The organism is Sphingobacterium sp. WOUb80, assembly GCF_050058145.1.
Taxonomy (GTDB): Bacteria; Bacteroidota; Bacteroidia; order Sphingobacteriales; family Sphingobacteriaceae; genus Sphingobacterium.
In genome coordinates, this window is record NZ_CP165617.1 from 1,744,750 (window position 1) to 1,768,921 (window position 24,172).

The following is a 24,172-nucleotide window of genomic DNA, read 5'->3' on the forward strand; positions in this document are numbered from 1 at the left end:
GGGGTCCATTCAAACAAACAACTTATTTCCAGCCTCCTCCCAAATCTTTATAGATATTGACAACAGCATTGAGCTGCTGCTTCTTTGTTTCTATCAATTCAAGTTTTGAATCCAGTACATCGCGTTGTGTCATTAAAACCTCCATGTAGTCTGCCCTCGCCGATTTAAAGAGATCATTGGACACAGACACGGAATTATTCAGAACCTCAACTTCTTTTGTTTTGAAATCGTAGCTGCGCCCTAGGTTTTCAATATTAGAAAGTTGTGTAGAGACTTCTAAGTAAGCATTCAGAATTGTCTTCTCGTAATTATATACAGCCTGTATTTGTTTCGCATTGGCTGTATTAAATTCCGCTTTAAGCCCATTTTTATTTATCAATGGTGCTGCAAGCTCCCCTATTAGATTATATAAAACTGACTCAGGCATCTTAAATAGATAAGAAGGCTTGAATGCCTGTAAGCCCAGAGCAGCCGAAATTTCCAAAGAAGGATAAAACTCTTTCCGTGCGATCTGTACATCCAACTTCGCTGCAGCGAGTTCATACTCTGCCTCACGAATATCAGGTCTATTGCTTAGTAGTTGGCTCGGTATACCTGTCTGAACTTTCGTCGGGATCAAATCAACAAAATTGCTTTTGTCACGTTTGATCTCTTGTGGAAAACGTCCCAACAGAAAATTAATACGGTTTTCAGTTTCTTTGATCTGCTGCCGCGTCTCAAATTCCATACCTTTGGTCTTCAACACTTCCGCCTCAAACTTTTGAACCGCCAGTTCTGTTACACGAGCAGCCTGTTTTTGCAATCGGATTACCGCAAGCGCATTGTCCTGCAGCTCAATATTCTGTTTGATAATGGTCAACTGATTGTCCAATGCCAATAATTCATAATACGAACGGGCAACTTCGGCAATAAGACTACTCAAGACAAAATTTTTCCCTTCTACTGTAGCAAGATAACGGTTGAGTGCTGCTTGTTCGGAGTCCTTAAGTTTTTTCCAAACGTCGATTTCCCAACTCGCATACGCACCAATTGTCAAATCTCCTAGTGGATCCGGCATTTCCTTTCCAGGAGCAATTTCCGTACTGGCATCACCAGCCCCCTGGCTCGTATATCGTCCAACTTTTTCAACGCCACCACCGGCACGTAATCCAACGGTAGGTTTCAATGCCCCTTTTCTTAAAAGAATATCATTCTTTGCGATTGCCAACTCCTGCAGCGTAACATTCAGTTCCTGATTGTTTTTCAACGCTGTATCTATTAATACAACTAGATTTGGATCAGTAAAAAATTCACGCCACTTAACAGATGCTGAATTTATTGTATCTGATTTATCGGTGTCCGTAAATTGCTGCGGAACAAATTTATTTTCCTGTATTTGCGTCGCTTTTGGAACTTTACATCCCGTCACTGCTGCTGAAAGCGAAAATGCAATGACCCATTGTATTTTTCTGCGATTAGTCATTATTATCAAGTTCTTCAGTTAATGGATTATCATCTTCGTGTTTAATAAGCTTACGTTTGGAGGCAATGGTTCCGAAGATAAAGTACAAGCCCGGTATCACCAGAATACCAAAAACTGTCCCAAACAACATCCCTCCCGCTGCTGCCGTACCGATCGTACGGTTTCCTATTGCACCTGGACCGGAAGCCATAACTAATGGGATCAACCCAGCGATAAAAGCAAAAGATGTCATCAAAATAGGTCTAAACCTAACTTTTGCACCGTCCAAGGCAGCTTCAATGATACTCAATCCTTGCGAATGCCGTTGAGCGGCAAACTCAACAATCAACACCGCATTTTTACCAAGTAAACCTATGAGCATGACCAATGCGACCTGTGCATAGATGTTGTTTTCCAATCCTAATAACTTCAATAATAGAAATGCCCCAAAGATTCCGATTGGTAAAGAGAGCAACACCGCAAAAGGCATAATAAAACTCTCATATTGCGCGGAAAGTATCAGGTAAACGAAACCAAGACATATTAAGAAAATATAAATTGCCTGATTTCCACGACCTACCTGATCTTTGGAGATACCGGCCCAGTCAATGCCGTAGCCTCTTGGTAACGTTTTGGCAGCAACTTCATTAATCACCTGAATTGCTTCACCACTACTGTAACCTGGTGCGGCAGAGCCCGAAATTTCAGATGCCATATACATATTGTGCCGAGTGATCTCAGAAAGACCGTAAACCTTTTCCATATGCATGAAGGCTGAAAATGGTACCATTTCGTCTTTTTCATTCTTCACATAGAGCTTTAAAATGTCCTCTGGCAAAGCTCTATACTGTGGAAGGGCCTGAACCATAACTTTATATTGGCGGTCATACTTAATGAAATTCGTTTCGTAATTACTACCCACCAAAGTCGAAAGCGTATTCAGTGCATTATCAATGGTAACACCCTTCTGTTGCGCCAAGTCATTGTCGATATGTAACATATACTGCGGAAAACTCGCACTATAGAAGGTAAATACAGACGATAATTCAGGTCTTTTGTTCAACTCACGCACAAAATCCTTACTTACCGTTTCCATTTTCTTGTAGTCACCAGAACCTGCTTTGTCCAGAAGACGAAGCTCAAATCCACCCGCGGCACCATAGCCCGGTACGGCTGGTGGTTGGAAAAACTCGATAGACGCCCCAGGAATATTTTTCGCAGCAGCCTCTAGTTGCTCAATAATCTCTTGCGAGGATTCTTTACGTTCTTCCCAGCTTTTCAAGTTGATCAAACAAGTACCTGTATTTGCCCCGGTTCCTTCGGTCAGGATTTCATAACCAGCTAACGACGATACCGATTGTACACCATCAATGTTTTCAGCTTCTTTTTGCAATGTCTGGGCCGCTAAATTGGTTCGTTCTAATGTCGATCCTGGCGGCGTTTGAATAATAGCATAAATCATCCCCTGGTCTTCATTGGGGATAAAACCTGCAGGAACAGAATTATTCAAGAAATATGCGCCAATACAGAAACCAATTAATACTAAAAATGTAAACACGCGCTTATCCACTATGCCCTTCAACAAGTAAACATATTTGTTGGACATCTTATCAAACAATCTATTGAAAGAATCAAGAAACTTATCGATAATGGACTTCTTTCTTGCCTTGCCATGATTATTCTTCAGCATGATCGCACATAGTGCAGGAGTCAATGTTAATGCCACAACACCCGATAAAATGATAGAAGTTGCCATGGTAATGGAAAACTGCCGATAGAATATCCCTACGGGACCAGACATAAAGGCAACGGGGATAAAAACTGCCGCCATGAGGAAGGTGATCGCAACAATGGCACCGCTGATTTCATGCATCGCTTTTTTGGTCGCCTTATAGGCCGAAATATGAAGCTCTTCCATTTTGGCATGGACAGCTTCAATAACCACAATCGCATCATCTACAACTACACCAATGGCAAGCACCAGTGCAAATAGGGTGATCAAGTTGATGGTAATTCCAAAAAACTGCATGAACAAAAATGATCCCACCAATGAAACCGGCACTGCAATGGTTGGAATCAAGGTCGAGCGCCAATCTCCTAAGAATAGAAAAACGACAATAGCAACAAGCACAAATGCTTCCAATAAAGTATGAACTACTTTTTCCATGGATGCATCCAAAAATTTTGAAACGTCATAGCTAATTTCGTAATCCAGCCCTTTAGGGAAAGATGCCTTCAATTCCTTCATTTTGCTTTTAACGTCTTGGATTACCTGAGAAGCATTACTTCCATAGGATTGTTTTAAGACAATCGCTGCGGATGGTTTTCCGTTTAGTGTAGAGTAGATATCGTACATCGCTGAGCCGAATTTGATGTCCGCAACATCTTTTAAACGTAACATTTCACCATTTTCACCCGCGCGTAAAACGATATTGCCGTAACCTTCAGTTGTCGTAAAACGTCCCGGATATTTCAATACATATTCGAACGATTGAGAGGTCATACCGGACGACTCGCCGGCTTTACCTGGGGATGCTTCCAAACTCTGTTCGGATAGGGCTTTCATCACCTCTTCTGCAGAAATCTTGTAGGCTGTCATACGATCTGGTTTCAACCAAATACGCATGGCTAATTCGCGCGTTCCAAGAATATTAGCCACTCCAACGCCGTCTACGCGACGTAATTCGGAGACAATATTCATGTCCGCATAGTTATACATAAAGTTTCCATCAAGCTCCTTGTCTTTACTATAGAGATTGATGTACATGAGCATGTTGGATTCTTCACGTGTAATCTTCACCCCCTCACGTACCACAATTGGAGGAAGCTTATTGACCACAGAAGCCACACGGTTCTGCACATTTAATGAAGCCTGATTCGGATCTGTTCCTAGGTTGAATACCACCTGGATACTTGCTTCCCCGTCGTTACCGGCATCAGAAGCCATGTATTTCATGCCCGGAACCCCATTTATCGCCCGCTCTAGCGGAATGATAACTGATTTAATCATCAACTCACCATTTGCTCCAGGATACTCGGCAGTGATATTCACCTTCGGTGGTGATATAGATGGAAATTGTGTTACAGGAAGCTGTACCATAGAAAGCACACCCAAAAACACAATGATCAGTGATATAACGATCGAAAGTACTGGTCTATTTATAAAACGACTAAACATAGTAATTTAAGTGTAAGGGGTCTATTCTGTTTTTAACTTCAAATTTGAAATGGCGTCTTTAGGTTGCACAAAGCTGTAGCTGATTTTATCATCCTCTTTCGCTTTCTGAATACCATCCAACAAAAATTTATCATCTTTTTGAAGTCCACTCGTTACCACATACAGATCTGGTAGGGAGTTACCAATTGTGATATGACGAGCTTTTAATTTGCCATCCTTATCGACTACATACACATATTTACGGTCCTGCATTTCGTATGTCGCTTTCTGTGGAATAATTAAAACCTGTTTCAACGGAAAGTTCATCACCACCTTACCGCTTTCGCCATGTTTTAATAAACGGTTTGGATTGGGAAATTTCGCTCTAAAAGCAATATTTCCTGTTTCACTGTTAAATTCACTTTCTATGGTCTCTACAAGACCATTTTGAGCAAATAGCTCATTATTGGCAAGTAACAGGCCCACATGAGTATCCCCGCGTTTACTGACGTTAGTTTGATAACTTAAATATTCTGGTTCGGAAACATTGAAATAAACCAACATCTCACTATTGTCGGATAGACTCGTCAATAATTCACCTTCATCCACCAAACTTCCCAATTTCAATGGAATCCGATCAATGGTTCCGTCAAAAGGTGCCCTGATTTCTGTAAAGGAGAGGTGTAATTTTGCAATCGCTGCCTCAGCTTTGGCTTGCTCAAGTTTTGCCTTAGCCATAGCGAGCTCATTGGGCGATACAACATTTTTATCAGCTAATGTTTTTGTATTCTGAACTTCAATTTCCGCTACATTAACTTCTGCCGAAGATTTGCGGTATTCGGCCTCATACATCTTCGGCATAATCCGAAAAAGTAGTTGCCCCTTATGAACAAATTGTCCTTCGTCAACGAAAATCTGTTCAAGATAGCCCTTCTCTTGAGCCCGAAGCTCAATATTTCGGAAAGATCTAATCTGGGAGACAAAATCCTTACGGATAGTTGTATCCATTTGTACCGGAGAGGTCGCTGTAAATTTTTCTTTTTCTTCCTTTTCTTCCTTTTTGGAAGTACACCCGATTTGGCATAAGCTAATAGCCAAACTAACGAGCATAAATACTCTTTTCATTTGTAAGCGTCTAATTAAAAAAATAAGTTTGATTGTTTGTTGTGCTGGTTGGTGAAATAACCTCTACTTTGGTTTATGGCTGTTTCGACTTGTTAATAGATTGTACAAATCAATTACGACTAAGCAGAGCATCCCTTAGGATATCCACCAAAGCATATGAAATTTCGAAGGGTATATTTTAAATTCTCCAGTTTTGTTGAAGAACATATCTTTGAGGGAAAAGATAGGCTATGAAATTGCAAAAAGGAATCTTCTTTGCAAATCTAAAAACAAAAACAAAAAGGACAATTGCAAAAAGCAGCAGCGCAACAAATTGAGACGTTACCTGCAAATCTTTGGTCAATTGAAAATTCTCGGTATCAAATTCCTCTATAACGGGATTATCACTATGTATATTCCCATAAAATAACGGATCGATGTGATCAACCGATGCATCAATATACTTCTGTACGTCTGCATGGTTATGCTGATACATAAAACTAACAGCTGGTCGATCGGATTCAATGAGCACAGCATGGCTATTACTGCTTCTAACGAATAAGAAGCATAGGAAGAAGAATATGGTAATAACCGCTTTCATTGCGGAGCAAATATACTAGCGTACAAATAATTTTAACGATCTTTAACACATTTTAACAAAACAATTACAATCCGCAGATTTCCACTAGAAAAGCGACAGTTGCAGGCCCGGTCCATTTGTTCTCAAAGGTTCTGCATCTCCAAAGACTGTTCTGCCTCCATACTTCCAAGAATCCCTTCGTTCCTCCGCTATAATTTGCTGAATATCAAACTGTGGCTGAAAATCTTTTTCACTATCCAGGACGATCTGGTGCAACTTGTTGATTGATTTTAACTTTTCACCATAACCCAGTTTAGATTTTTCAACACCTTTTTGTAAAATCTGAATGCTCTCGTCGTAAATGGTCAATGGAACCGGAAAAGGGTGTCCATCTTTTCCGCCATGAGCAAAGGAAAATCGAGCGGGGTCGTTGAACCGTGAAGGCGCACCGTGGATCACCTCACTGACCAAAGCCAATGACTGTAGCGTGCGGGGACCTACTCCTTTTAAAAGCAGTAGGTCTTCAAAATGGCTTGGTTGACTTTCTCGGGCGACGTACAACATCGCTCCCAATCTTTTCAAGTCAACATCCGAAGCACGTACATCATGATGAGCTGGCATAATAAGTTTAGCGAAATCTTGCATTACTTTGGTTGAATCCTCGCCTACCAAAGTCATAATACCTGCTCTATTGGCTGCCGCTTCTGCAGCTGTTAAGTTGAGGATTATACCCTGTGATGGCCCACTGATACCGGCATGTGGTTCTTCAACGAACGATTTGACCTTTTCAGAATGCCAATGGTAGCGACGAGCAGTCCCATCCTTTTCATGCATACCTTGCTGGACAACAGACCAATTACCACGATCTGTTACGATAAAATTATGTAAATACAGTTGGTAACCATCTTGAATGGCTGTGTTATCCACTTTAGCGACAAGCTTACTGCTGCGAATCAAGCCGTTGCCATCCAACCCAATTCGATCTGACAACTGAAGTAGTTCCTGTGGAGTCTGCATAGACAACTTGCCTTTCCCCCCACAGATATAAAGCCCCAGCGACTTCGCATCGGGATTAATAGCGCGTTTTAATGCCCCCATAACAGCCGTTGTGATCCCTGAAGAATGCCAGTCCATCCCAAGTACGGCTCCAAAACTCTGAAACCAGAATGGATCCGCCAGTCTCCTTAAAACTTCATCTTTACCATAATCCATTAGTATAACTTCAACGATGGAGCGACCTAGGGAAGCCATACGTTCGTAAAGCCACGCTGGTACTTTTCCATAGTGTAATGGGAGATCTGCAATGCCGGACCGTTTCATTGTAAACTAAATATATTAGCACAAATCTATCTCTTTTTTTTGAAAAATAAAAAAGGCCAGATAGAATCTAGCCTCTTTATTTTATGATCAATCTATTCATAAGGCATAAGCAGATACAGCTTAGCTTATGTCACAGCTTCACTATTTACCGGTTAACGCTGACAACAAACCAGCTCGGAACGAAGGATCTTTTTCAGAAAACTCAATAGAATGCTTATACGTGTCTACATTAAAGAAGAGCTCCGCCGGAGCAGCTTTTTTATTGTCCAAAAATAATTTAAAGCTATACGCCGTTTTTTTAGATAAATCGGCATTTACCTTATTGGATGAAAACACATTTGGAAGGATTACGTCTTTTGTAAAAGAGTCAGTTGTAGGTGTCTGAAACAAGTCAGCTAATGCTTTAATTAAATTGTCAGACTGTTGACCCGATGATGAGATCCTAATTTTACCCTTGGTAAAACCGACGTCATCACTCGGCTGGCCATCTATTATACCTGCGGGTATAAAATCTACAACCTCAAACTTCGCTCCTACAGTATCCTGTTTGTAAAGAGATTTTGTGATATAAATCCGACTTGAATCGGTTAAGATCTCATCTGTGATACGTAGAAAGAAATTCTTCTTTTCTGTGCCCGGTGTACCATTCGTAAATTGTTCGATTTTTACACCTTCAATTTTGTTAACCGTTGTTGTATCACTTCCATCAGTTTTCTTTTGATTGGAATTTCCGCAACTAGCCATCAGCACCGTAGCGGTTGCAAGAAATGCTATAGATTGAATCTTGTACATATTGAATTGTTTGTTATCAGTTATTAATGAATATTGCTCTTATAATATTACCATTATTACTGATAACAAACAACTATTATCAATGTTTTTATTTTATTTCAATAAAGCATCGTATAAAATTTCCACAGGATGATAAGATTTTCTTCCTACACCATCTTTAATCTGATGCCTACAGGAAGTACCCGCTGCAGCAATTAAAGTATCGGATGATGTTTTACGTATGGTGGGTAACAAAACCAGCTCGGCCACTTTCATGGAAACATCATAATGTTCAGCCTCATAACCAAATGACCCTGCCATGCCACAACACCCGGAAGGAATTGTTTCTACGCTGAAGTTCGTCGGGAATGATAGAACCTGTTCTGTAACAGTCACGAGGTGAAAAGCCTTTTGGTAACAGTGACCATGCAGCTTTATCTTTTTTGTTGTTCCAGTAAACTGTTCCGGATGAATACGCCCGGCCTTCATTTCAGTCAACAGAAATTCGTCAATCATCAACGCATTTTTGGCTACCTTTTGTGCGTCAACTCTTAAATCATCGTCTACTAAACTCAAATACTCGTCTCTAAATGTAATTATCCCTGATGGTTCAACACCTAAAAGCGGCGTATCATCCGTAATTAATCCCTTTAGGAAATGGATATTCTGATTCGCAATCTTCTTTGCTTCTTTGACAAACCCTTTGGAAAGATAAGTCCGCCCGCTTTGCACATGTTTTGGAATGACTACTTCATACCCTAATGCCGTCAACAATTTGTATGCTGTAATACCGATCTCTGCATCATTATATTCAGTAAATTCATCCGAAAAAAGATAAACACGACGCTTGGCATCACTTACCACTGCTTGTTTTCTTACCCATTCGGTTAAGGTCGTTCCATTGACTGTTGGCAGGGAACGCTTTGGCGCAAATCCTACTGTTTTTTTGACCATTCCTGACAAGAAATCATTTTTGACCACAAAATTATAAAGAGGTGCCACCCACGATCCGAGTTTCTGAGACTGGGTGAAATTAGCAATTAATTTTGTTCTAAACCCTGCACCATGCTCATCATAATAGTGTTGTAGAAATTCGGCTTTCATTTTAGCTACATCCACACTGGAAGGACATTCCGTTTTACAGCCTTTGCAGCTTAAACATAGATCCATGACCTCTTTGATCTCTTCATGATCGAAACGGTTTTTCTTTGTAGAATTCGTCAAAAACTGACGTAACATATTCGCTCGCGCCCGTGTCGTATCTTTTTCATCGCGTGTAGCCATAAATGAGGGACACATTGTTCCACCTGTAATTTCAGTCTTTCGGCAATCTCCCGAACCAGAACACTTCTCCGCCAACCGAAGAATAGACTCATCTTTAGAAAAATCGAAATAGGTCTTTATTTCTGTTCGGTTGCTATCGTTGTCATAACGTAAATGGGAATCCATTGGCGGCGTGTTGACAATTTTATTTGCATTAAAAACACCCTGTGGATCAAAGATGTATTTTACATCTTCAAGCAATTTGTACACTTTTTCACCAAGCACTTTGCCAATAAACTCTCCGCGCAAACGACCGTCACCATGTTCACCACTCAGGGAACCGTTATATTTTAAGACAAGATCGCTGGTTTTTTCGAGGATTGAACGAAAAGTACGCTTCCCTTCTGCTGTTTTCAAATTCACAAAAGGTTCAATATGCAGTTCACCCGCTCCCGCGTGCGCATAATAGGATGCATGCACCCCTTCTTCCACCAAAAGATCTTGAATATCACGCACGTAAGCAGGAAGATCTTCAGGCGACACCGCGCAATCTTCAATCAAATTTACAGGTTGACTATCACCTGGCAAATTGCGGATTAGACCCAGTCCTGCTTTGCGTACATCCCAGACCAAATTTGTCTGTTCAATACCGGTAATATAAGGATAGGCATAACCCAAACCGCGGTCAACAAGATCTTGTTTCAAGGCCATGGCTTTTGCTTCAGTTTCGGCAGCTGTGTGTCCTCTAAATTCAACGATCAATAAAGCCTGTGGATCCCCCTCAATAAAAAAACGATTATATTTGTAGGTTGGATGCCCAACGGTGAAATCCATGATGTACTTATCGACCAATTCGGATGCTTCAGGCCTGTGATCTAAGGCTACCACATTACCATGCATACACTCCACCATATCCGCAAAATGAACGCAGAGTAAGCCTAGTTCCTGAGGCGGTAAGGACATCAGTTTGAGTTTAGCTTCTGTAACAATAGCCAGTGTTCCTTCAGATCCTGCCAATAAATTACACATATTGAAAGGTGTCGAACGATCAGCAAGAATATCCAAAGCATAACCGGTATTTCTTCTCGTGATGGATCGTTTGGGGTAGCCGGCTTCAATGGCACTTAAATGCTGTGGATCTGTCAATAATTCATTCATTTGACGATAGATATCCCCCTCACGACCAGTTAATAATAATTTCTTGAAGTAGGTTGCTTCATCAACTGCTTCAAAGGTCACTTCAGAACAGTCGTCCAAAAGGACATTGGCCGAAATCAAATTATGCCGTGTATCTCCCCAGACAATAGAATGCAGACCCGAAGAGTTATTACCAATCATTCCACCTACCATAGCCCGGCTGGCTGTCGAAGTTTCAGGCCCAAACATCAGTCCGAACGGTTTAAGATAACTATTCAAGTCGTCACGAATCACACCTGGTTGTACCCGAACCCACTGCTCTTCAACATTAAGTTCAATTATTTGGTTAAAATGACGAGAAATATCCATGATAATGCCATGCCCCACAACCTGTCCAGCGAGCGAAGTACCTGCAGTACGTGGAATGATCGTTATCCTATGTTGCTGCGCAAAATCAATTAATTTTTTAATGTCATCAATATCAGCTGGTATTGCTACGGCCAACGGTTTTTCCTGATAAACAGATGCATCTGTCGAATAGGCAAGTAACATCGTTTGGTCCTTAGTTTCACGGGTATAATAGAGCTCCCCTTTGAGTTGAGAAGCTAATAAGGCTAATTGATTTTGATCTTTCACTTAATCTGCATTTAATGTATGAAACAAATTTAGTTAAATTTATGCATCGGAAAAAGAGGATAATGCAAGAAATACCCAAATCAAAACTAAAAAACGCATAAAAACGCAAAACAAGGCAATTTACATTAAAAGCCAATTTTATTTCATTCCTTCACACAATGCACGTATTTTTGTGGCACTACATCATTTACAATTAACGATTCATATCCTTATATGCGTAATCTATTCCTTCGCTATACGCTACATTCTGATTTTATTATATACACCATCCGGGTATTGATTGGCTTCCTTATAGGTTACCCCCTCTTTGTATCCTTTCCCCAGTATTCGGTTTCCTGGACGCTAATCTCCATTATACTGGTCATTTCCCCGCAAGAAAATGAATCGAAAAAAATAGCTATCGATCGTGCTAAATCCAACTTCATAGGATCAGCCATCGGTCTCAGCCTATATTTTGTTCCCATTTCGCAACTCTATGCTATGATTATCGGTATCGTTGCATCATTGATTACATGTAAGCTACTCAATATTATGGCTGTTGCACGGACGTCAATGGTCGCGCTAATTATCGTTTACCTTCATGAACAGCAAAGTCGCTCCTACTTCGCCGCCTTGGATCGCTTTGGCTGTGTCTGTTTAGGTTGCCTGATTGGATTGGGTGTCATCCTGTCAACGAGAAATATTATTCTGAAATTAAGAAAAAGGTATAATTGTTGAATTATGCCTCTGGGCAACCTAAAAAGCAATATGCTTACTTTCAGTACCATAGCCCAAATAGTCAAGATTTATCCCTGATAAATTCGAATAAAATTCATATACACTTCTATTCACTCAGAATTATATTCATTATTTTATATGTAATTTTGAATTTTATACTTTTTTACCTACCTTTGCAGTCGAAATGACAAAAGTAGAATATAATTTAGACCAGGTCGACTATAAAATCTTGCGCTTAATGCAGGATAATGGACGGATCAACAATGCTGATATCGCAAGAGAATTAGGCATGGCACCATCAGCAATCCTCGAGCGTGTAAAGAAGCTTGAGCAAAAAGATGTGATTTTAAAATATAGCGCCAAGATCAATCCTGCTGCGGTCGATCAAAAACTTTTATCGTTTATTTTTATCAAAGCCAATGATATTATTGGCGAACAGGGTGTAGGGTTGGCACTTGCCGAAATCCCTGAAGTTCAAGAAGTACATGACATTGCGGGTGATGATGGTTACCTTATTAAAGTAAGAACTGCAGATTCTACAGGTTTAGTGGATCTCATGCGAAATACGTTAAGTAAAGTTGAAGGTATTATTTCAACGCGGACAACAATTGTACTTCAGACTGTCAAGGAAGATCAGCAGGTTGTGATACCTGAGTAATAGAAAGGAGGTTTAATTATGTTGCAAGGACAAAAAAAGGCAGCTAGCCCATTAATGGTTGTAGTTGCTTATTTCATTATTTATGTGGTATGGGGCTCAACCTTTTTCTTTATAGAAAAAGCATTGCATAGTTTCCCCCCATTTATTTTGGGTTCGTTTCGATTTGTTGCAGCCAGTGCAATTCTAATGACATATTGTGCTATAAAAGGGTATAAATTATTTAACAAGCGTTCCATTCAGGAGGCCGCAATCGTAGGTTTTTTATTACTCTTTGTGGATATGGCCGGGGTTATCTGGGCCGAGCAATATGTGTCTGGTGGTGTTGCCGCTATTATTGCTGCAGCAGCCGCAATCTGGTTCATTTTATTGGACAAACCCAAATGGAAAGAAAACTTTAGCAGTATTAGCACGGTAGTTGGTGTAGCCTTAGGTTTCTGTGGTGTTGTGATGCTGTTTGCCGAACAGATCATGGCGACCAATGATAATACAGACGGTACCCTTAAGGTGATTGCCCTATCTATTTTGGTATTGGGTTCTATTGCTTGGACTGTAGGCTCATTGATTTCCAAATATTTTAAAAAATCTGAAAAAGAAGAAAAAGAGGATCTGCATGTTATGGTGAAGACCGCTTGGCAAATGGTTACCGCAGGTCTCCTCTTTAATGTTACGGCGCTTTTTACCGGTGAATATGCCTCATTTACACTGCGTAGTGTGGCACCTGTTGACTGGTTCAATTTGGGGTATTTAATCACATTTGGCTCAATTCTTGCTTTTAGCTCTTATATTTGGTTATTGCAGGTGCGTCCAGCGATGGAAGTAAGTACCTACGCGTATGTGAACCCAATTATTGCACTTATTTTAAGTCACTTTTTCACTTCGCACGTGGTAACCTCATTGCAAATTGTGGGACTGGCAGTTATTCTTTTCTCTGTCCTGTTAATGAACTGGAAAGCGTATCGTACCAAGCTGTCCTCGCGCAGCAAAAGGAAAAAGATCATCCAACAAGGTAATAAGCTGGAGAACTTGAAAACAGCGGATCGCCAAATGGATGCCAATACTATTCCTGACACGGAATTAGTTCACTAGGTTGTTATTTTTCTAATTATATGGACAAAGCTTAATGTGTAACAATGTTAAGCTTTTGTTGTTTTTAAAAATTAGCTAACATTGGATAAGATTTGTTCATATATAATTGGCTAACTTTGCGTAGTATTTGGTTAAATTAAAAAGAATGAATATATCGAAGCAAATTGCCTTTATTGGTAGTCTTGGTGTCGCTTCGCTTTTGATGGTTACAGGTTGTACAAAGCAGCTCCATCCAACGCAAAAAGATTTCCAACAATATCATATCAATAGCGATATGCAAGCTGATCCTGCAGTCGTATCAATCTACGAGCCCTTCAAGCACAAAATGGAAGCGGAAATGAACCGTGTGATTGGACATGCGGACAAGGCATTGACAAAAGAAAAAACGGCGGAAACATTAATGGGCAACTTTTTTTGTGAAGCCTTGTTGTGGATGAGTGAACATAATGCCCATAACCCTGCGGATTTAGCGTTCGCAACAAAGGGTGGGATTCGAAATGACCTTAAAGCAGGAGATATTACCGTAGGACATATTTTCGAGGTTATGCCCTTTGAGAACACGTTGACTATACTCGAACTCAAGGGTAGTCAGATTCGTCAGCTTGCTGACTATATCGCAACAACACATGGTCAACCTATTGCTGGAATGACTTTGACAATTACAGGCAACAAAGTTCAGGACATCAAGATCAAAGGTCAAGGTATTGAAGACGATAAGTTATATAAACTAGTGACCTATGATTATCTTGCCAATGGTGGTGACAACCTTACCCTGTTGACACAACCTGTATCGCGGGCAGATTATCCGCAACGTATGCGTGAAGGTTTGATTGAATATGTGAGTGAATTAACGAAAGAAGGCAAAAAAGTAAATGCAGAATTAGATGGAAGAATTAAAATCAATTAACCGAAGATCATTTATCAAGCAAGTTGGTGGATTTTCTGCTGCAGTTGCTTTGGGATCACTTCCTTTTCAAGTCGACGCGAAGAGCAAAAAGGTAAAACTTACAATTTTACATACCAACGATGTTCATAGCCGTATTGAACCGTTTCCAATGGACGGCGGCAAATATCAGGGATTGGCTGGTGTTGCGCGCAGAAGTACATTGATCAATAAAATTCGCAAAGAAGAAGAACATCTTCTATTACTAGATGCAGGCGATATGTTTCAAGGTACCCCCTATTTTAATCTTTTTGGAGGAAAACTTGAACTTGATCTCATGACGAAGTTGGGTTATGATGCTGGGACATTTGGAAATCATGAATTTGACAATGGTCTTGACGGTCTTGTAAAGTACCTGGATCACGCTAAATTTCCGTTCTTAACGGCCAATTACGACTTCAAAGGAACCGTATTGGAGGGCAGAACTCAGGATTATACCATATTCCATAAAGGTGGAATAAAAATAGGCGCGTTTGGACTAGGAGTAGATATTGAAGGATTGGTTGACCCCAATAACTTCAAGGGAATGAAATATTTGGATCCTATTGAAGTATCCAACAAGGTGGTCCGCATATTGAAGGAAAAACACAAATGTGATTTGGTCATCTGTTTATCGCATTTGGGCTATCAATATGAAAACGATAAAGTTTCAGATCTGATCCTTGCCGCTAAAACCTCAGATATTGACCTCATAATCGGCGGCCATACCCACACCTTCTTAAATGAACCAACACTGGTTACTAATTTAAAAGGAACAAAGACCGTTGTGAACCAAGTCGGTTTTGCCGGGATTAATCTAGGACGTATTGACTTTATTATGGAACCGGGGTCGGAGAAGAAACAAATGGTGGCAAGTACCTATCAGGTCAATCCGACAATTCCAGAGACCATGTTGGCATAATATGATCTAATTTTGATAAATGCCAAGTTGACTCATCAATTTGGCATTTTTTTTACCAATACGACAAGAAGACGTATGAACTAAAAAACTCATACGATCTATACAAGCTGATTCATCATTCAATGAAGAGAATTTTATCGATATACCTCGACTCCTTTAAGGGACTGTCTCAAGCCGCATGGCTACTTGCCATAGTTATGCTCATCAATAGAATGGGAAGTATGGTGATTCCCTTTCTTGGCCTCTATATGACCCAGGTTCTACATTTTGACATTAAACAGGTCGGTGTGGTATTGATGAGTTATGGATTCGGCTCCGTTTGTGGTTCCTATATAGGTGGCTGGCTGACTGACCGAATTGGTAGTTTCAAGGTTCAGTTCGGAAGTCTCATATTGGCCGCTCCTTTATTCTTACTGATACCACATTTCAAAGAGGTGCAGTCGTTATCCATCATGATTTTCACGTTAAGCTTAATCTTCGATGCCTTTAGACCTGCAAACTCGGTCTCAGTGGCGAGTTACGCTAAACCAGAAAATATCACGCGTGCTTTTTCATTGAATCGCCTAGCCATAAATTTGGGGTTTTCAATCGGCCCAGCGGTTGCCGGCTTTTTGGCCACCATCTCATTCAATTGGATCTTTTATGGAAATTCTTTTGCCGTCCTTTGCGCTGCAGTGATTTTCTTTGTCTTTTTTCATAAACGAGAAAAAAGAAGCGATATCAAATCAAAAAAAGAGATTACTCCTGAAAACGAATTGACTCAAAAAGGACGAAATCCTTATACAGACTTACCATTTGTCTTATTCAATATCTTTTGTTGTATTTTCTCCTTTTGTTTCTTTCAGCTGATTACGACTTTACCGCTTTTCTACCGTGAGGTTCATCATTTGAACGACCATCAAATCGGATTTTTACTGGGTTGGAGTGGTTTCGTTATTGTATTGCTGGAGATGTTTATTGTCCATATAGCTGAAAAAAGATTCTCGTTAATTAGCACACTCGTCTTTGGAACATTTTTATGTGCCAGCTCTTATGCCATGCTAAATCTTACAGGCGGACTTGGTTGGTTATATTTCACATTCTTTATTTTTGGTTTAGGTGAGATGTTGACATTGCCCTTTATGGCAACGGTTTCTGTTAACCGCTCGACACCCAAAACACAAGGAGCATACATGGGCTTCAATTCCCTTGCTTTTTCGGCTGCAAATATTTTTTCGCCGCTTTTGGGGACCAGTATTGTCGATTCCTTTGGTTTTACAACACTATGGTGGGCAACTGCATTGACCTTATCTGCAACGGCAATCGGATTCTATATGGTTCTGAGATGGATGAAATAGCGTAAACTAAATAAACAAAACGGGTGTATTTAGAATTAAATACACCCGTTTTTGTTTATTTATTGATAACCTACCAAATTTTAATACGTTTATCGACCGGAACAAACATTTTGTCGCCGTTCTTTGTATCCCAAGCTTTATGGAAAGCATCTAGGTTAATGATCGGCGCAAAAGCACGGTACTGTGCCGGAGAATGTGGATCAGTTTTCACTTGATTGACCACAAACTCATCTGTAGTCTTCGTTCTCCAGATAGTTGCCCAGGAAAGGAAAAAGCGCTGATCCTGCGTAAAACCATCTATTAATCCAGGATTTCCTTTATCTTTCAGATAAAGTTGCAATGCATCAAAAGCAACTGATGAACCTCCCAAATCCCCTATATTCTCTCCTAATGTAAAGCGACCGTTCACAAAAATGCCCGGTACAGGTTCATAAGATTCAAATTGACGTACCAAAGCATCAGCCGCTGCTTCAAATTTCGCCTTATCACTGTCGCTCCACCAGTTGTTCAGGTTTCCGTTTCCATCGTATTTCGCACCCTGATCGTCAAATCCATGCGAAAGTTCATGACCAATTACCGCGCCGATACCACCAAAATTAACTGCAGCATCAGCCTTATAATCATAGAACGGCGACTGAAGAATAGCTGCCGGAAAGACAATTTCGTTAAATAATGGACTATAGTAAGCGTTTACAGTCTGCGGCGTCATCCCCCATTCAGATTTGTCCACTGGCTTATCTTGTTTAGCCAAATTTTGGTAAAATGCCCATTTACTCGAGGCTAATACATTTTCATACAACGAAGTACCAACATCAAGTTTGCTATAATCCTTCCATTTATCCGGATAACCAATTTTAACTTTAAACTTAGCCAGTTTGTCCAATGCCTTTACTTTTGTTTCATCCGACATCCAAGCCAGTCCCTTGATATGCTGTCCGAAAGCTTTAACAAGATAGCTTACAAGTTCTTCAGCTTCAGCTTTGGCCTTTGGAGGGAAGTTTTCTTTCACATACAATTTCCCCAATAGCTCACCTGCAATCGAATTGACAAATTCTACTCCACGCTTATCTAAAGCACGCTGCTCCTTTTGTCCTTTTAACTTACGTCCCCAGAAATCAAAATACAGATCATTTAGATCCTGTGTAGTATATGATGCTGCATTATTTAAGATATGGAATGTCAATATCTCTTTGATCACCGGTAGATTTTCAGGATTGAAAACTCGATCCAAATTTTCATAATACTTTATTTCCGGTACAATAACAGTATCAGCCTTGAAACCGACATCCTTTAGATACTTTGCAATATCGACGTTTTTCACGATCTTTTTTAGATCAGCTACAGCGATCGGATTATATCGACCATTAGCATCACGTGATTGCTCAACAGTTTTAAGGTTTGTGGCCATCTGCTTTTCAAAGGCAACAATTTTTGGACCTTTTAAATCCTTCGTAACTTGGCCCGATTTAGCATAAAGTGCAGAAATATAATTTGAATAGTCCGTTAAGGTTTCTTCGTTCTTCTTGTCTTTTACTTGATAATATGAACGCCCTAAACCTAGACTTCCTCCGCCAAGGTATATTGTATTAACATCGGAATTTTTAAGATGCGCATATACATAGCCACTAAAAAAAGGATTTCCACCAATGGGTGCTACCTCAACAAGATATTTATATAAATCATCAAAATTCTTGATTGCTGCAATTTTATCGATATAAGGTTTAACAGGCTCTAAACCAAGTTTATTACGTGTTTTCATATCCACAAATGATTTATACAAATCACCTATCTTCTGATTGTCTGTACCCTTTTGGAATTGTCCAGTTAGCGATTCTTGCAAAACCTTCAAAGTAGCAATATCGGTATTTTCTCGCAACTCGTCGAATGAACCCCAACGTGCTTTATCGGAAGGTATTTTAACTGTTTTCATCCATTGCCCGTTCACAAAATTATAAAAGTCGTCTTGAGGACGAACACTCTTATCCATGTAACTTACATTGATTGCATTATTTTGCGCATGGCCCGCCAATGAACCACAGGCTAACAAAGCTGCTAAAAGTAGATTTTTCTTCATATAAAAATTTAGTTTGTTTATCGCTATACACAAACTTAACAAAAGTTCTTCTATTGTTGATGCAACAAATATGATGCTAAGGATAACTAAAACTAAGAAGCATAGTTAGGTCTATGCTTTACTGCGTGTTGATTTACGTAGTACAAGGATAAAAATCAGTAAGAACAAGGCAACACCGGCGATCCAGACCCATGGATTAGCATACCATAAAGTGCCACTCGCTTCTTTGAGCTTTTGATTTTCTTCTCGGGTAACTTGAGCTTTCAGTAAAAAAACTGAAAGCTCAGTACAACAAAATAAAGCAGTCTTTTTCATATCAATTCACTTCAATATAAATAGAATGCTCTTTTAGCTGTTTTTGTTTGAATGAATTAAATTATCCTTGTTTGATCTCGCCTAAGTAAACTACATCTTTCAGATCAAAAGGAGTCTCTTGATATACAAAGTAATTCAACCAATTATTAAAAAGCAGATTCGCATGACTTGTCCAGCGTACTAGAGGACGATTCTCGGGATTGTCATCGACATAATAATTTGCCGGCATAGCAATCTCCTGCCCTTTTTCTAAGTCTCTTTTATACTCTTCATCCAATGTAAAAGGAGCATACTCTGAATGTCCAGTCAAATAAAATTCCCGCCCTCCGCGTGAAGAAACAATAGCGATACCTGCTTCTGGCGATTCCGAAAGAATTTCTATCCCCTCTTTTGCCAGGAGATCATCCTTCTCAATGGTCGTATGGCGGCTGTGCGGAATAAAAAACTCATCATCAAATCCACGAAATAACGGATGTCTTTTGTTTAACGTAGTATGCTTAAATACACCAAAAAGCTTTTCCTCTAATGGCTTTTTCTCTACACCATAGAAATGATACAATGCGGCTTGAGAGGCCCAGCAGATATACAAACTTGATGTTACGTGGGTTCTTGCCCAATCGAAGATGGTCTGAATTTCAGCCCAGTAGGTCACTTCCTCGAATGCAACCATTTCAACTGGAGCTCCTGTAATAATCATTCCGTCGTAGAAATTCTCCTTAACCTCCGTCAGGCTTTTATAAAACATTTCTAAATGTTCCTCGGGGGTATTCTTTGAAACATGTGTTTCAAGTCGCAAAAATTCCATTTCTACCTGCAAAGGATTATTTGACAGCAAACGAATAAAATCTGTCTCTGTCGTAATTTTAAGCGGCATTAAGTTCAGTACTAAAACGCGAAGTGGTCTAATGTCCTGCTCGTTTGCTCTTAAATCACTCATGACAAATATATTCTCCTTCTTCAACAGCTCAATGGCAGGAAGGTTATTAGGAAGTTTGACTGGCATAGATAATTTCTCCTTATACAATTAGCATGCAAAATTAGCAAGAAAATGCCATAAATGCTAAATGAAACATAAATTATCTTCCATTATATTGCTATAGTCTCCAACACTAAAATCTATTCCTTACTTAAATCCATTAGGGATTTCCTGAATTTCTGCGACCCAAAATTCATTCCACCTACATGCTTAATGACGAGCTTGCCAGCCTTGTCCAAGATAATTGTTGTGGGTATGCTTTTGGTACTCAATCCATTCGGTAAGGCCGAATTTAATTGATAGACAGGTAGACTATATTTCCTTTTCGCCATAAATTTCTTCGAGGTGCTAAGATTTCCATCCATATCGACAGCCAAAATAACAATACTGTCGTTGCCCTTAAAGTCCCTATAAAGTTGATCCAAGGAAGGCATTTCAGCTAGACAAGGTGGACACCAAGTTGCCCATAGATTAATCACCACAACTTTCCCTTTGAGCTGATCTAAGCTCACCACATTGTTTTTACTGTCCCTAAAACTAAGATCGTATCCCTCGGTCCTGCTCTTATTCTCCTCCTCGACAACACAACGCTTGCTTGCTTTACCCAAAAAAGGAGTACAAAACAATAAACTAACCAATAAAAGGAGATTACAATTTACTCTTTTTGTCATACAACACTATTTCTAAGCCTAAACATTAACATAACGTTTGTATCCTAATTTGATTGTTTTTAAATCAGAAAATTAATCAAATTTCTTCACCCTATTTTTAGCGCGGCTTTTTGCAGCGATATAGGCTTAAATTTCGATTTGGAATGCAAAAGTTAAAAGATATATGTAAAAGATATTACAAACAAATTTAAGGATATGTATATTATATACTATGAAAATAAGTAAATGAATATGAGCAAAGAGAAATCAATACGAGAAATTGAAATTAATGGAAAAGTTTACCGGTATAGTTCTATTCAGGATCTTCCTGATGGTAACATTACACACTTACCATTCAGTATCCGGATACTACTGGAAAATGTATTGCGTAACCATGATGGATTCAGTATCACGGACGAACATGTTAACACCTTGATTCATTGGACTCCACAACCTATCGACAAAGATATACCCTTCAAACCGGCCAGAATTTTAATGCAGGATTTCACCGGAGTGCCTGCTGTAGTCGATATGGCATCGCTACGTGCCGAATTTATCCGTCATGGCAAAGATGGACAGAAAATAAATCCTGCCATCCCTGTGGATCTGGTCATTGATCATTCCGTTCAGGTCGACTATTTCGGTACAGAGTACTCGTATGACAAGAATGTCGAGTTGGAATATGAACGTAATCGCGAGCGTTATGAACTCCTTAAATGGGCACAGAAAGGATTAAAAAATTTTACCGTTGTTCCTCCAGGTATGGGGATCTGCCATCAGGTCAATTTGGAATACCTTGCCAAAGGAGTCATTGAACGCGACAATTGGCTTTTTCCTGATACATTGGTAGGCACGGATTCACATACGCCAATGGTCAATGGCATTGGTGTATTGGGCTGGGGAGTTGGCGGCATTGAGGCTGAAGCAGCCATGCTCGGACAACCTATCTTTTTTACCTGTCCAGAAGTTATCGGCCTTAAGCTTACGGGCAAAATACCAGCGACATGCACGGCGACAGACATGGTCCTTTCAATCACAAAAATACTGCGCGATACAGGTGTTGTGGGCAAATTTGTTGAAGTATTTGGAGATGGATTGGACAGCCTTTCGGTCACAGATCGAGCAACAATCTCCAATATGTCCCCAGAATTTGGCTGTACAGTCACCTATTTCCCGATTGATGACCGAACCCTAGAATATATGTATAGCACCAATCGAAGTGCAGAACAGATTAAAATTGTTGAAGATTATTGTAAAAGCAATCTACTCTGGCGCACAGGCAAGGAAGAAATTCAATATTCGTCGGTTGTTGAATTCAATTTATCAAGCTTAGAGCCAACTGTATCTGGCCCCAAAAGGCCTCAGGATAAAATTCTAGTGAAGGATTTGAAAACTACATTTTCACAGCTCTTGGACAGCGAGCACCATCGGCAATATGTCCCTGTTCTACAACGATCGGAATCTGCCTGGCTTGCCGACGGCGGTTCTGGTACAGAGTTTACCTTTGGGAAGGTACCTGTCGAACATGATTCACCACATGAAGTTATCCAAGAGTCTATTCATGCCGTTCGCATCAAACACAATCATAAGGAATATATTGTCAGTGATGGCAGTATCGCCATTGCTGCCATAACAAGCTGTACCAATACTTCGAATCCTACTGTTATGATCGGTGCCGGATTATTGGCCCGTAACGCCATCGAACGTGGGCTGCGCACCAAATCCTGGGTAAAGACCTCTTTAGCCCCGGGCTCAAAAGTCGTTACACAATACCTTGAAAGATCAGGGCTTAGTGCTGATCTTGACGCCCTACGTTTTCACACCGTGGGCTACGGTTGTACCTCCTGCATTGGGAACTCCGGCCCTCTGCCACCACAAATAGCTGAGGCGGTAGAAAAAGGTGAACTGATTGTTGCTTCCGTATTGTCCGGTAACCGAAATTTTGAGGCACGTGTGCATCCACAGGTAAAAATGAACTTCTTAATGTCTCCAATGCTTGTTGTTGCCTATGCACTAGTCGGAAGAGTTGATATTAATCTCTTGGAGGAACCATTGGATTACGACCCCAACGGTCAGCCCGTATATCTGAAAGATATCTGGCCAAGCCGGGAGGATATTATCGAAACCGTCAATGCCTGCGTCAAACAATCGGATTTTCAGGAAGTCTATGATGTCATCTTCGACGGATCAACAGATTGGCAAGAACTTGAAGTGAATCTTGATCAAAATTACCAGTGGGACAACACGTCAACCTACATCAAAAAATCACCATTTTTTGAAGCTTTACAAGCTGTACCTAATCCCATACAGGATATTCACAATGCAAGGGTGTTACTTTATCTCGGTGATTCGGTTACAACGGATCATATCTCACCCGCAGGGTCATTTAAAGAAGAAACTGCAGCTGGACAATACCTCACATCACATCAGGTAAGTAAACAAGATTTTAATTCTTATGGATCCAGGCGTGGGAACCACGAAGTCATGATGCGCGGAACATTTGCTAATGTGCGTATCAAAAACAAAATTACCGATCGTGAAGGTGGATTTAGCCGTTATTTTCCTACCAATGAGGTGAAGACGGTCTATGAAACCGCGATGGCGTACCGTAAAGATCATACCCCCCTCATCGTATTAGCAGGAAAAGAGTATGGTTCGGGTTCCTCAAGAGATTGGGCAGCAAAGGGAACATTCCTTCTTGGCGTACGGGCGGTTATTGCTGAAAGTTTCGAGCGTATTCACCGAAGTAATCTTGTCGGTATGGGCGTAGCACCTCTTGTATTTATCAATGACGAAAACGCAGAGAAATTAGGATTAGATGGAACAGAAGTCTATAGTATCTCGGGACTTGAGACCGATTTAACACCCCATAAACTTCTCTCGGTAAAGGCGGTACATGACAATGGAACAGTAACCACATTTCAAGTGAAAGCAAGACTCGATTCAGCCATTGAAATAGAGTATTTTAAGAATGACGGTATTCTACAATATGTGCTGCGTCAGTATTTAAAGAACAACTAACATTGTCCAAATTAGAGCATCGAAATAGCTAAAAAAGTAAAGGGCACTGATCAGTGCCCTTTAACAAACTATATAAAAACCTACC

Annotated in this window: 18 protein-coding genes; 7 read left to right on the forward strand and 11 right to left on the reverse strand. The window is 40.2% G+C overall.

Going from position 1 to position 24,172, the window contains the following annotated elements:
- Nucleotides 1-22: 22 nt before the first annotated feature.
- The 7 genes from AB1Z56_RS07115 to AB1Z56_RS07145 form a co-directional block, all read right to left on the reverse strand.
- Nucleotides 23-1,462 (reverse strand): TolC family protein, encoded by a 1,440-nt coding sequence (locus tag AB1Z56_RS07115; protein WP_426791552.1) that lies wholly within the window; start codon nt 1,460-1,462, stop codon nt 23-25.
- Entirely contained in the window at nt 1,455-4,619 is a 3,165-nt protein-coding gene (locus AB1Z56_RS07120; protein ID WP_426791553.1) for an efflux RND transporter permease subunit, read from the reverse strand. Before AB1Z56_RS07120 ends, AB1Z56_RS07115 begins: the two co-directional genes overlap by 8 nt.
- A gap of 21 nt (nt 4,620-4,640) precedes the next feature.
- Entirely contained in the window at nt 4,641-5,723 is a 1,083-nt protein-coding gene (locus tag AB1Z56_RS07125) for an efflux RND transporter periplasmic adaptor subunit (protein WP_426791554.1), read from the reverse strand.
- A 178-nt stretch (nt 5,724-5,901) separates the two neighbouring features.
- The gene (locus tag AB1Z56_RS07130) at nt 5,902-6,303 is read right to left on the reverse strand and encodes a hypothetical protein (protein WP_309359261.1); all 402 of its coding nucleotides are present in this window, start codon (nt 6,301-6,303) and stop codon (nt 5,902-5,904) included.
- 84 nt (nt 6,304-6,387) lie between these two features.
- Entirely contained in the window at nt 6,388-7,602 is a 1,215-nt protein-coding gene (locus AB1Z56_RS07135; RefSeq protein ID WP_426791555.1) for a DUF763 domain-containing protein, read from the reverse strand.
- Between the two features lie 141 nt (nt 7,603-7,743).
- Nucleotides 7,744-8,394, reverse strand: coding sequence for a hypothetical protein (locus AB1Z56_RS07140; RefSeq protein ID WP_426791556.1), 651 nt, complete (start codon nt 8,392-8,394; stop codon nt 7,744-7,746).
- Between the two features lie 93 nt (nt 8,395-8,487).
- Complete coding sequence (locus AB1Z56_RS07145) at nt 8,488-11,409, reverse strand: FAD-binding and (Fe-S)-binding domain-containing protein (RefSeq protein WP_309359255.1); 2,922 nt, start codon at nt 11,407-11,409, stop codon at nt 8,488-8,490.
- A 213-nt stretch (nt 11,410-11,622) separates the two neighbouring features.
- Here AB1Z56_RS07145 and AB1Z56_RS07150 point away from each other — a divergent pair, with 213 nt between their 5' ends.
- The 6 genes from AB1Z56_RS07150 to AB1Z56_RS07175 all read left to right on the forward strand — a co-directional run bounded on the left by AB1Z56_RS07150 (nt 11,623) and on the right by AB1Z56_RS07175 (nt 17,051).
- A complete protein-coding gene (locus AB1Z56_RS07150; RefSeq protein ID WP_075992664.1) occupies nt 11,623-12,126 on the forward strand; it encodes an FUSC family protein in 504 nt (167 codons plus the stop codon).
- Nucleotides 12,127-12,310: 184 nt separating this feature from the next.
- Nucleotides 12,311-12,784 (forward strand): Lrp/AsnC family transcriptional regulator, encoded by a 474-nt coding sequence (locus tag AB1Z56_RS07155; protein ID WP_046673335.1) that lies wholly within the window; start codon nt 12,311-12,313, stop codon nt 12,782-12,784.
- Nucleotides 12,785-12,802: 18 nt separating this feature from the next.
- The gene (locus AB1Z56_RS07160; protein ID WP_426791557.1) at nt 12,803-13,870 is read left to right on the forward strand and encodes an EamA family transporter; all 1,068 of its coding nucleotides are present in this window, start codon (nt 12,803-12,805) and stop codon (nt 13,868-13,870) included.
- A gap of 145 nt (nt 13,871-14,015) precedes the next feature.
- Complete coding sequence (locus AB1Z56_RS07165) at nt 14,016-14,777, forward strand: 5'-nucleotidase (RefSeq protein ID WP_309359247.1); 762 nt, start codon at nt 14,016-14,018, stop codon at nt 14,775-14,777.
- The gene (locus AB1Z56_RS07170; RefSeq protein WP_426791558.1) at nt 14,755-15,714 is read left to right on the forward strand and encodes a bifunctional metallophosphatase/5'-nucleotidase; all 960 of its coding nucleotides are present in this window, start codon (nt 14,755-14,757) and stop codon (nt 15,712-15,714) included. Before AB1Z56_RS07165 ends, AB1Z56_RS07170 begins: the two co-directional genes overlap by 23 nt.
- A 122-nt stretch (nt 15,715-15,836) precedes the next feature.
- Complete coding sequence (locus AB1Z56_RS07175; protein ID WP_426791559.1) at nt 15,837-17,051, forward strand: MFS transporter; 1,215 nt, start codon at nt 15,837-15,839, stop codon at nt 17,049-17,051.
- 70 nt (nt 17,052-17,121) lie between these two features.
- Here the strand turns inward: AB1Z56_RS07175 and AB1Z56_RS07180 are convergent, their stop codons facing one another.
- The 4 genes from AB1Z56_RS07180 to AB1Z56_RS07195 all read right to left on the reverse strand — a co-directional run bounded on the left by AB1Z56_RS07180 (nt 17,122) and on the right by AB1Z56_RS07195 (nt 21,087).
- A complete protein-coding gene (locus AB1Z56_RS07180) occupies nt 17,122-19,125 on the reverse strand; it encodes a M13 family metallopeptidase (RefSeq protein ID WP_426791560.1) in 2,004 nt (667 codons plus the stop codon).
- Nucleotides 19,126-19,236: 111 nt separating this feature from the next.
- Nucleotides 19,237-19,440: a hypothetical protein gene (locus tag AB1Z56_RS07185; RefSeq protein ID WP_309359239.1), complete on the reverse strand. Its 204-nt coding sequence runs from the start codon at nt 19,438-19,440 to the stop codon at nt 19,237-19,239.
- A gap of 61 nt (nt 19,441-19,501) precedes the next feature.
- Complete coding sequence (metA, locus tag AB1Z56_RS07190; RefSeq protein ID WP_309359237.1) at nt 19,502-20,443, reverse strand: homoserine O-acetyltransferase MetA; 942 nt, start codon at nt 20,441-20,443, stop codon at nt 19,502-19,504.
- A gap of 113 nt (nt 20,444-20,556) precedes the next feature.
- Nucleotides 20,557-21,087, reverse strand: coding sequence for a TlpA family protein disulfide reductase (locus AB1Z56_RS07195; protein ID WP_426791561.1), 531 nt, complete (start codon nt 21,085-21,087; stop codon nt 20,557-20,559).
- 231 nt (nt 21,088-21,318) lie between these two features.
- On the opposite strand from AB1Z56_RS07195, the gene acnA reads away from it, so the two are divergent.
- The gene (gene acnA, locus AB1Z56_RS07200; protein ID WP_426791562.1) at nt 21,319-24,087 is read left to right on the forward strand and encodes an aconitate hydratase AcnA; all 2,769 of its coding nucleotides are present in this window, start codon (nt 21,319-21,321) and stop codon (nt 24,085-24,087) included.
- Nucleotides 24,088-24,172 lie beyond the last annotated feature (85 nt).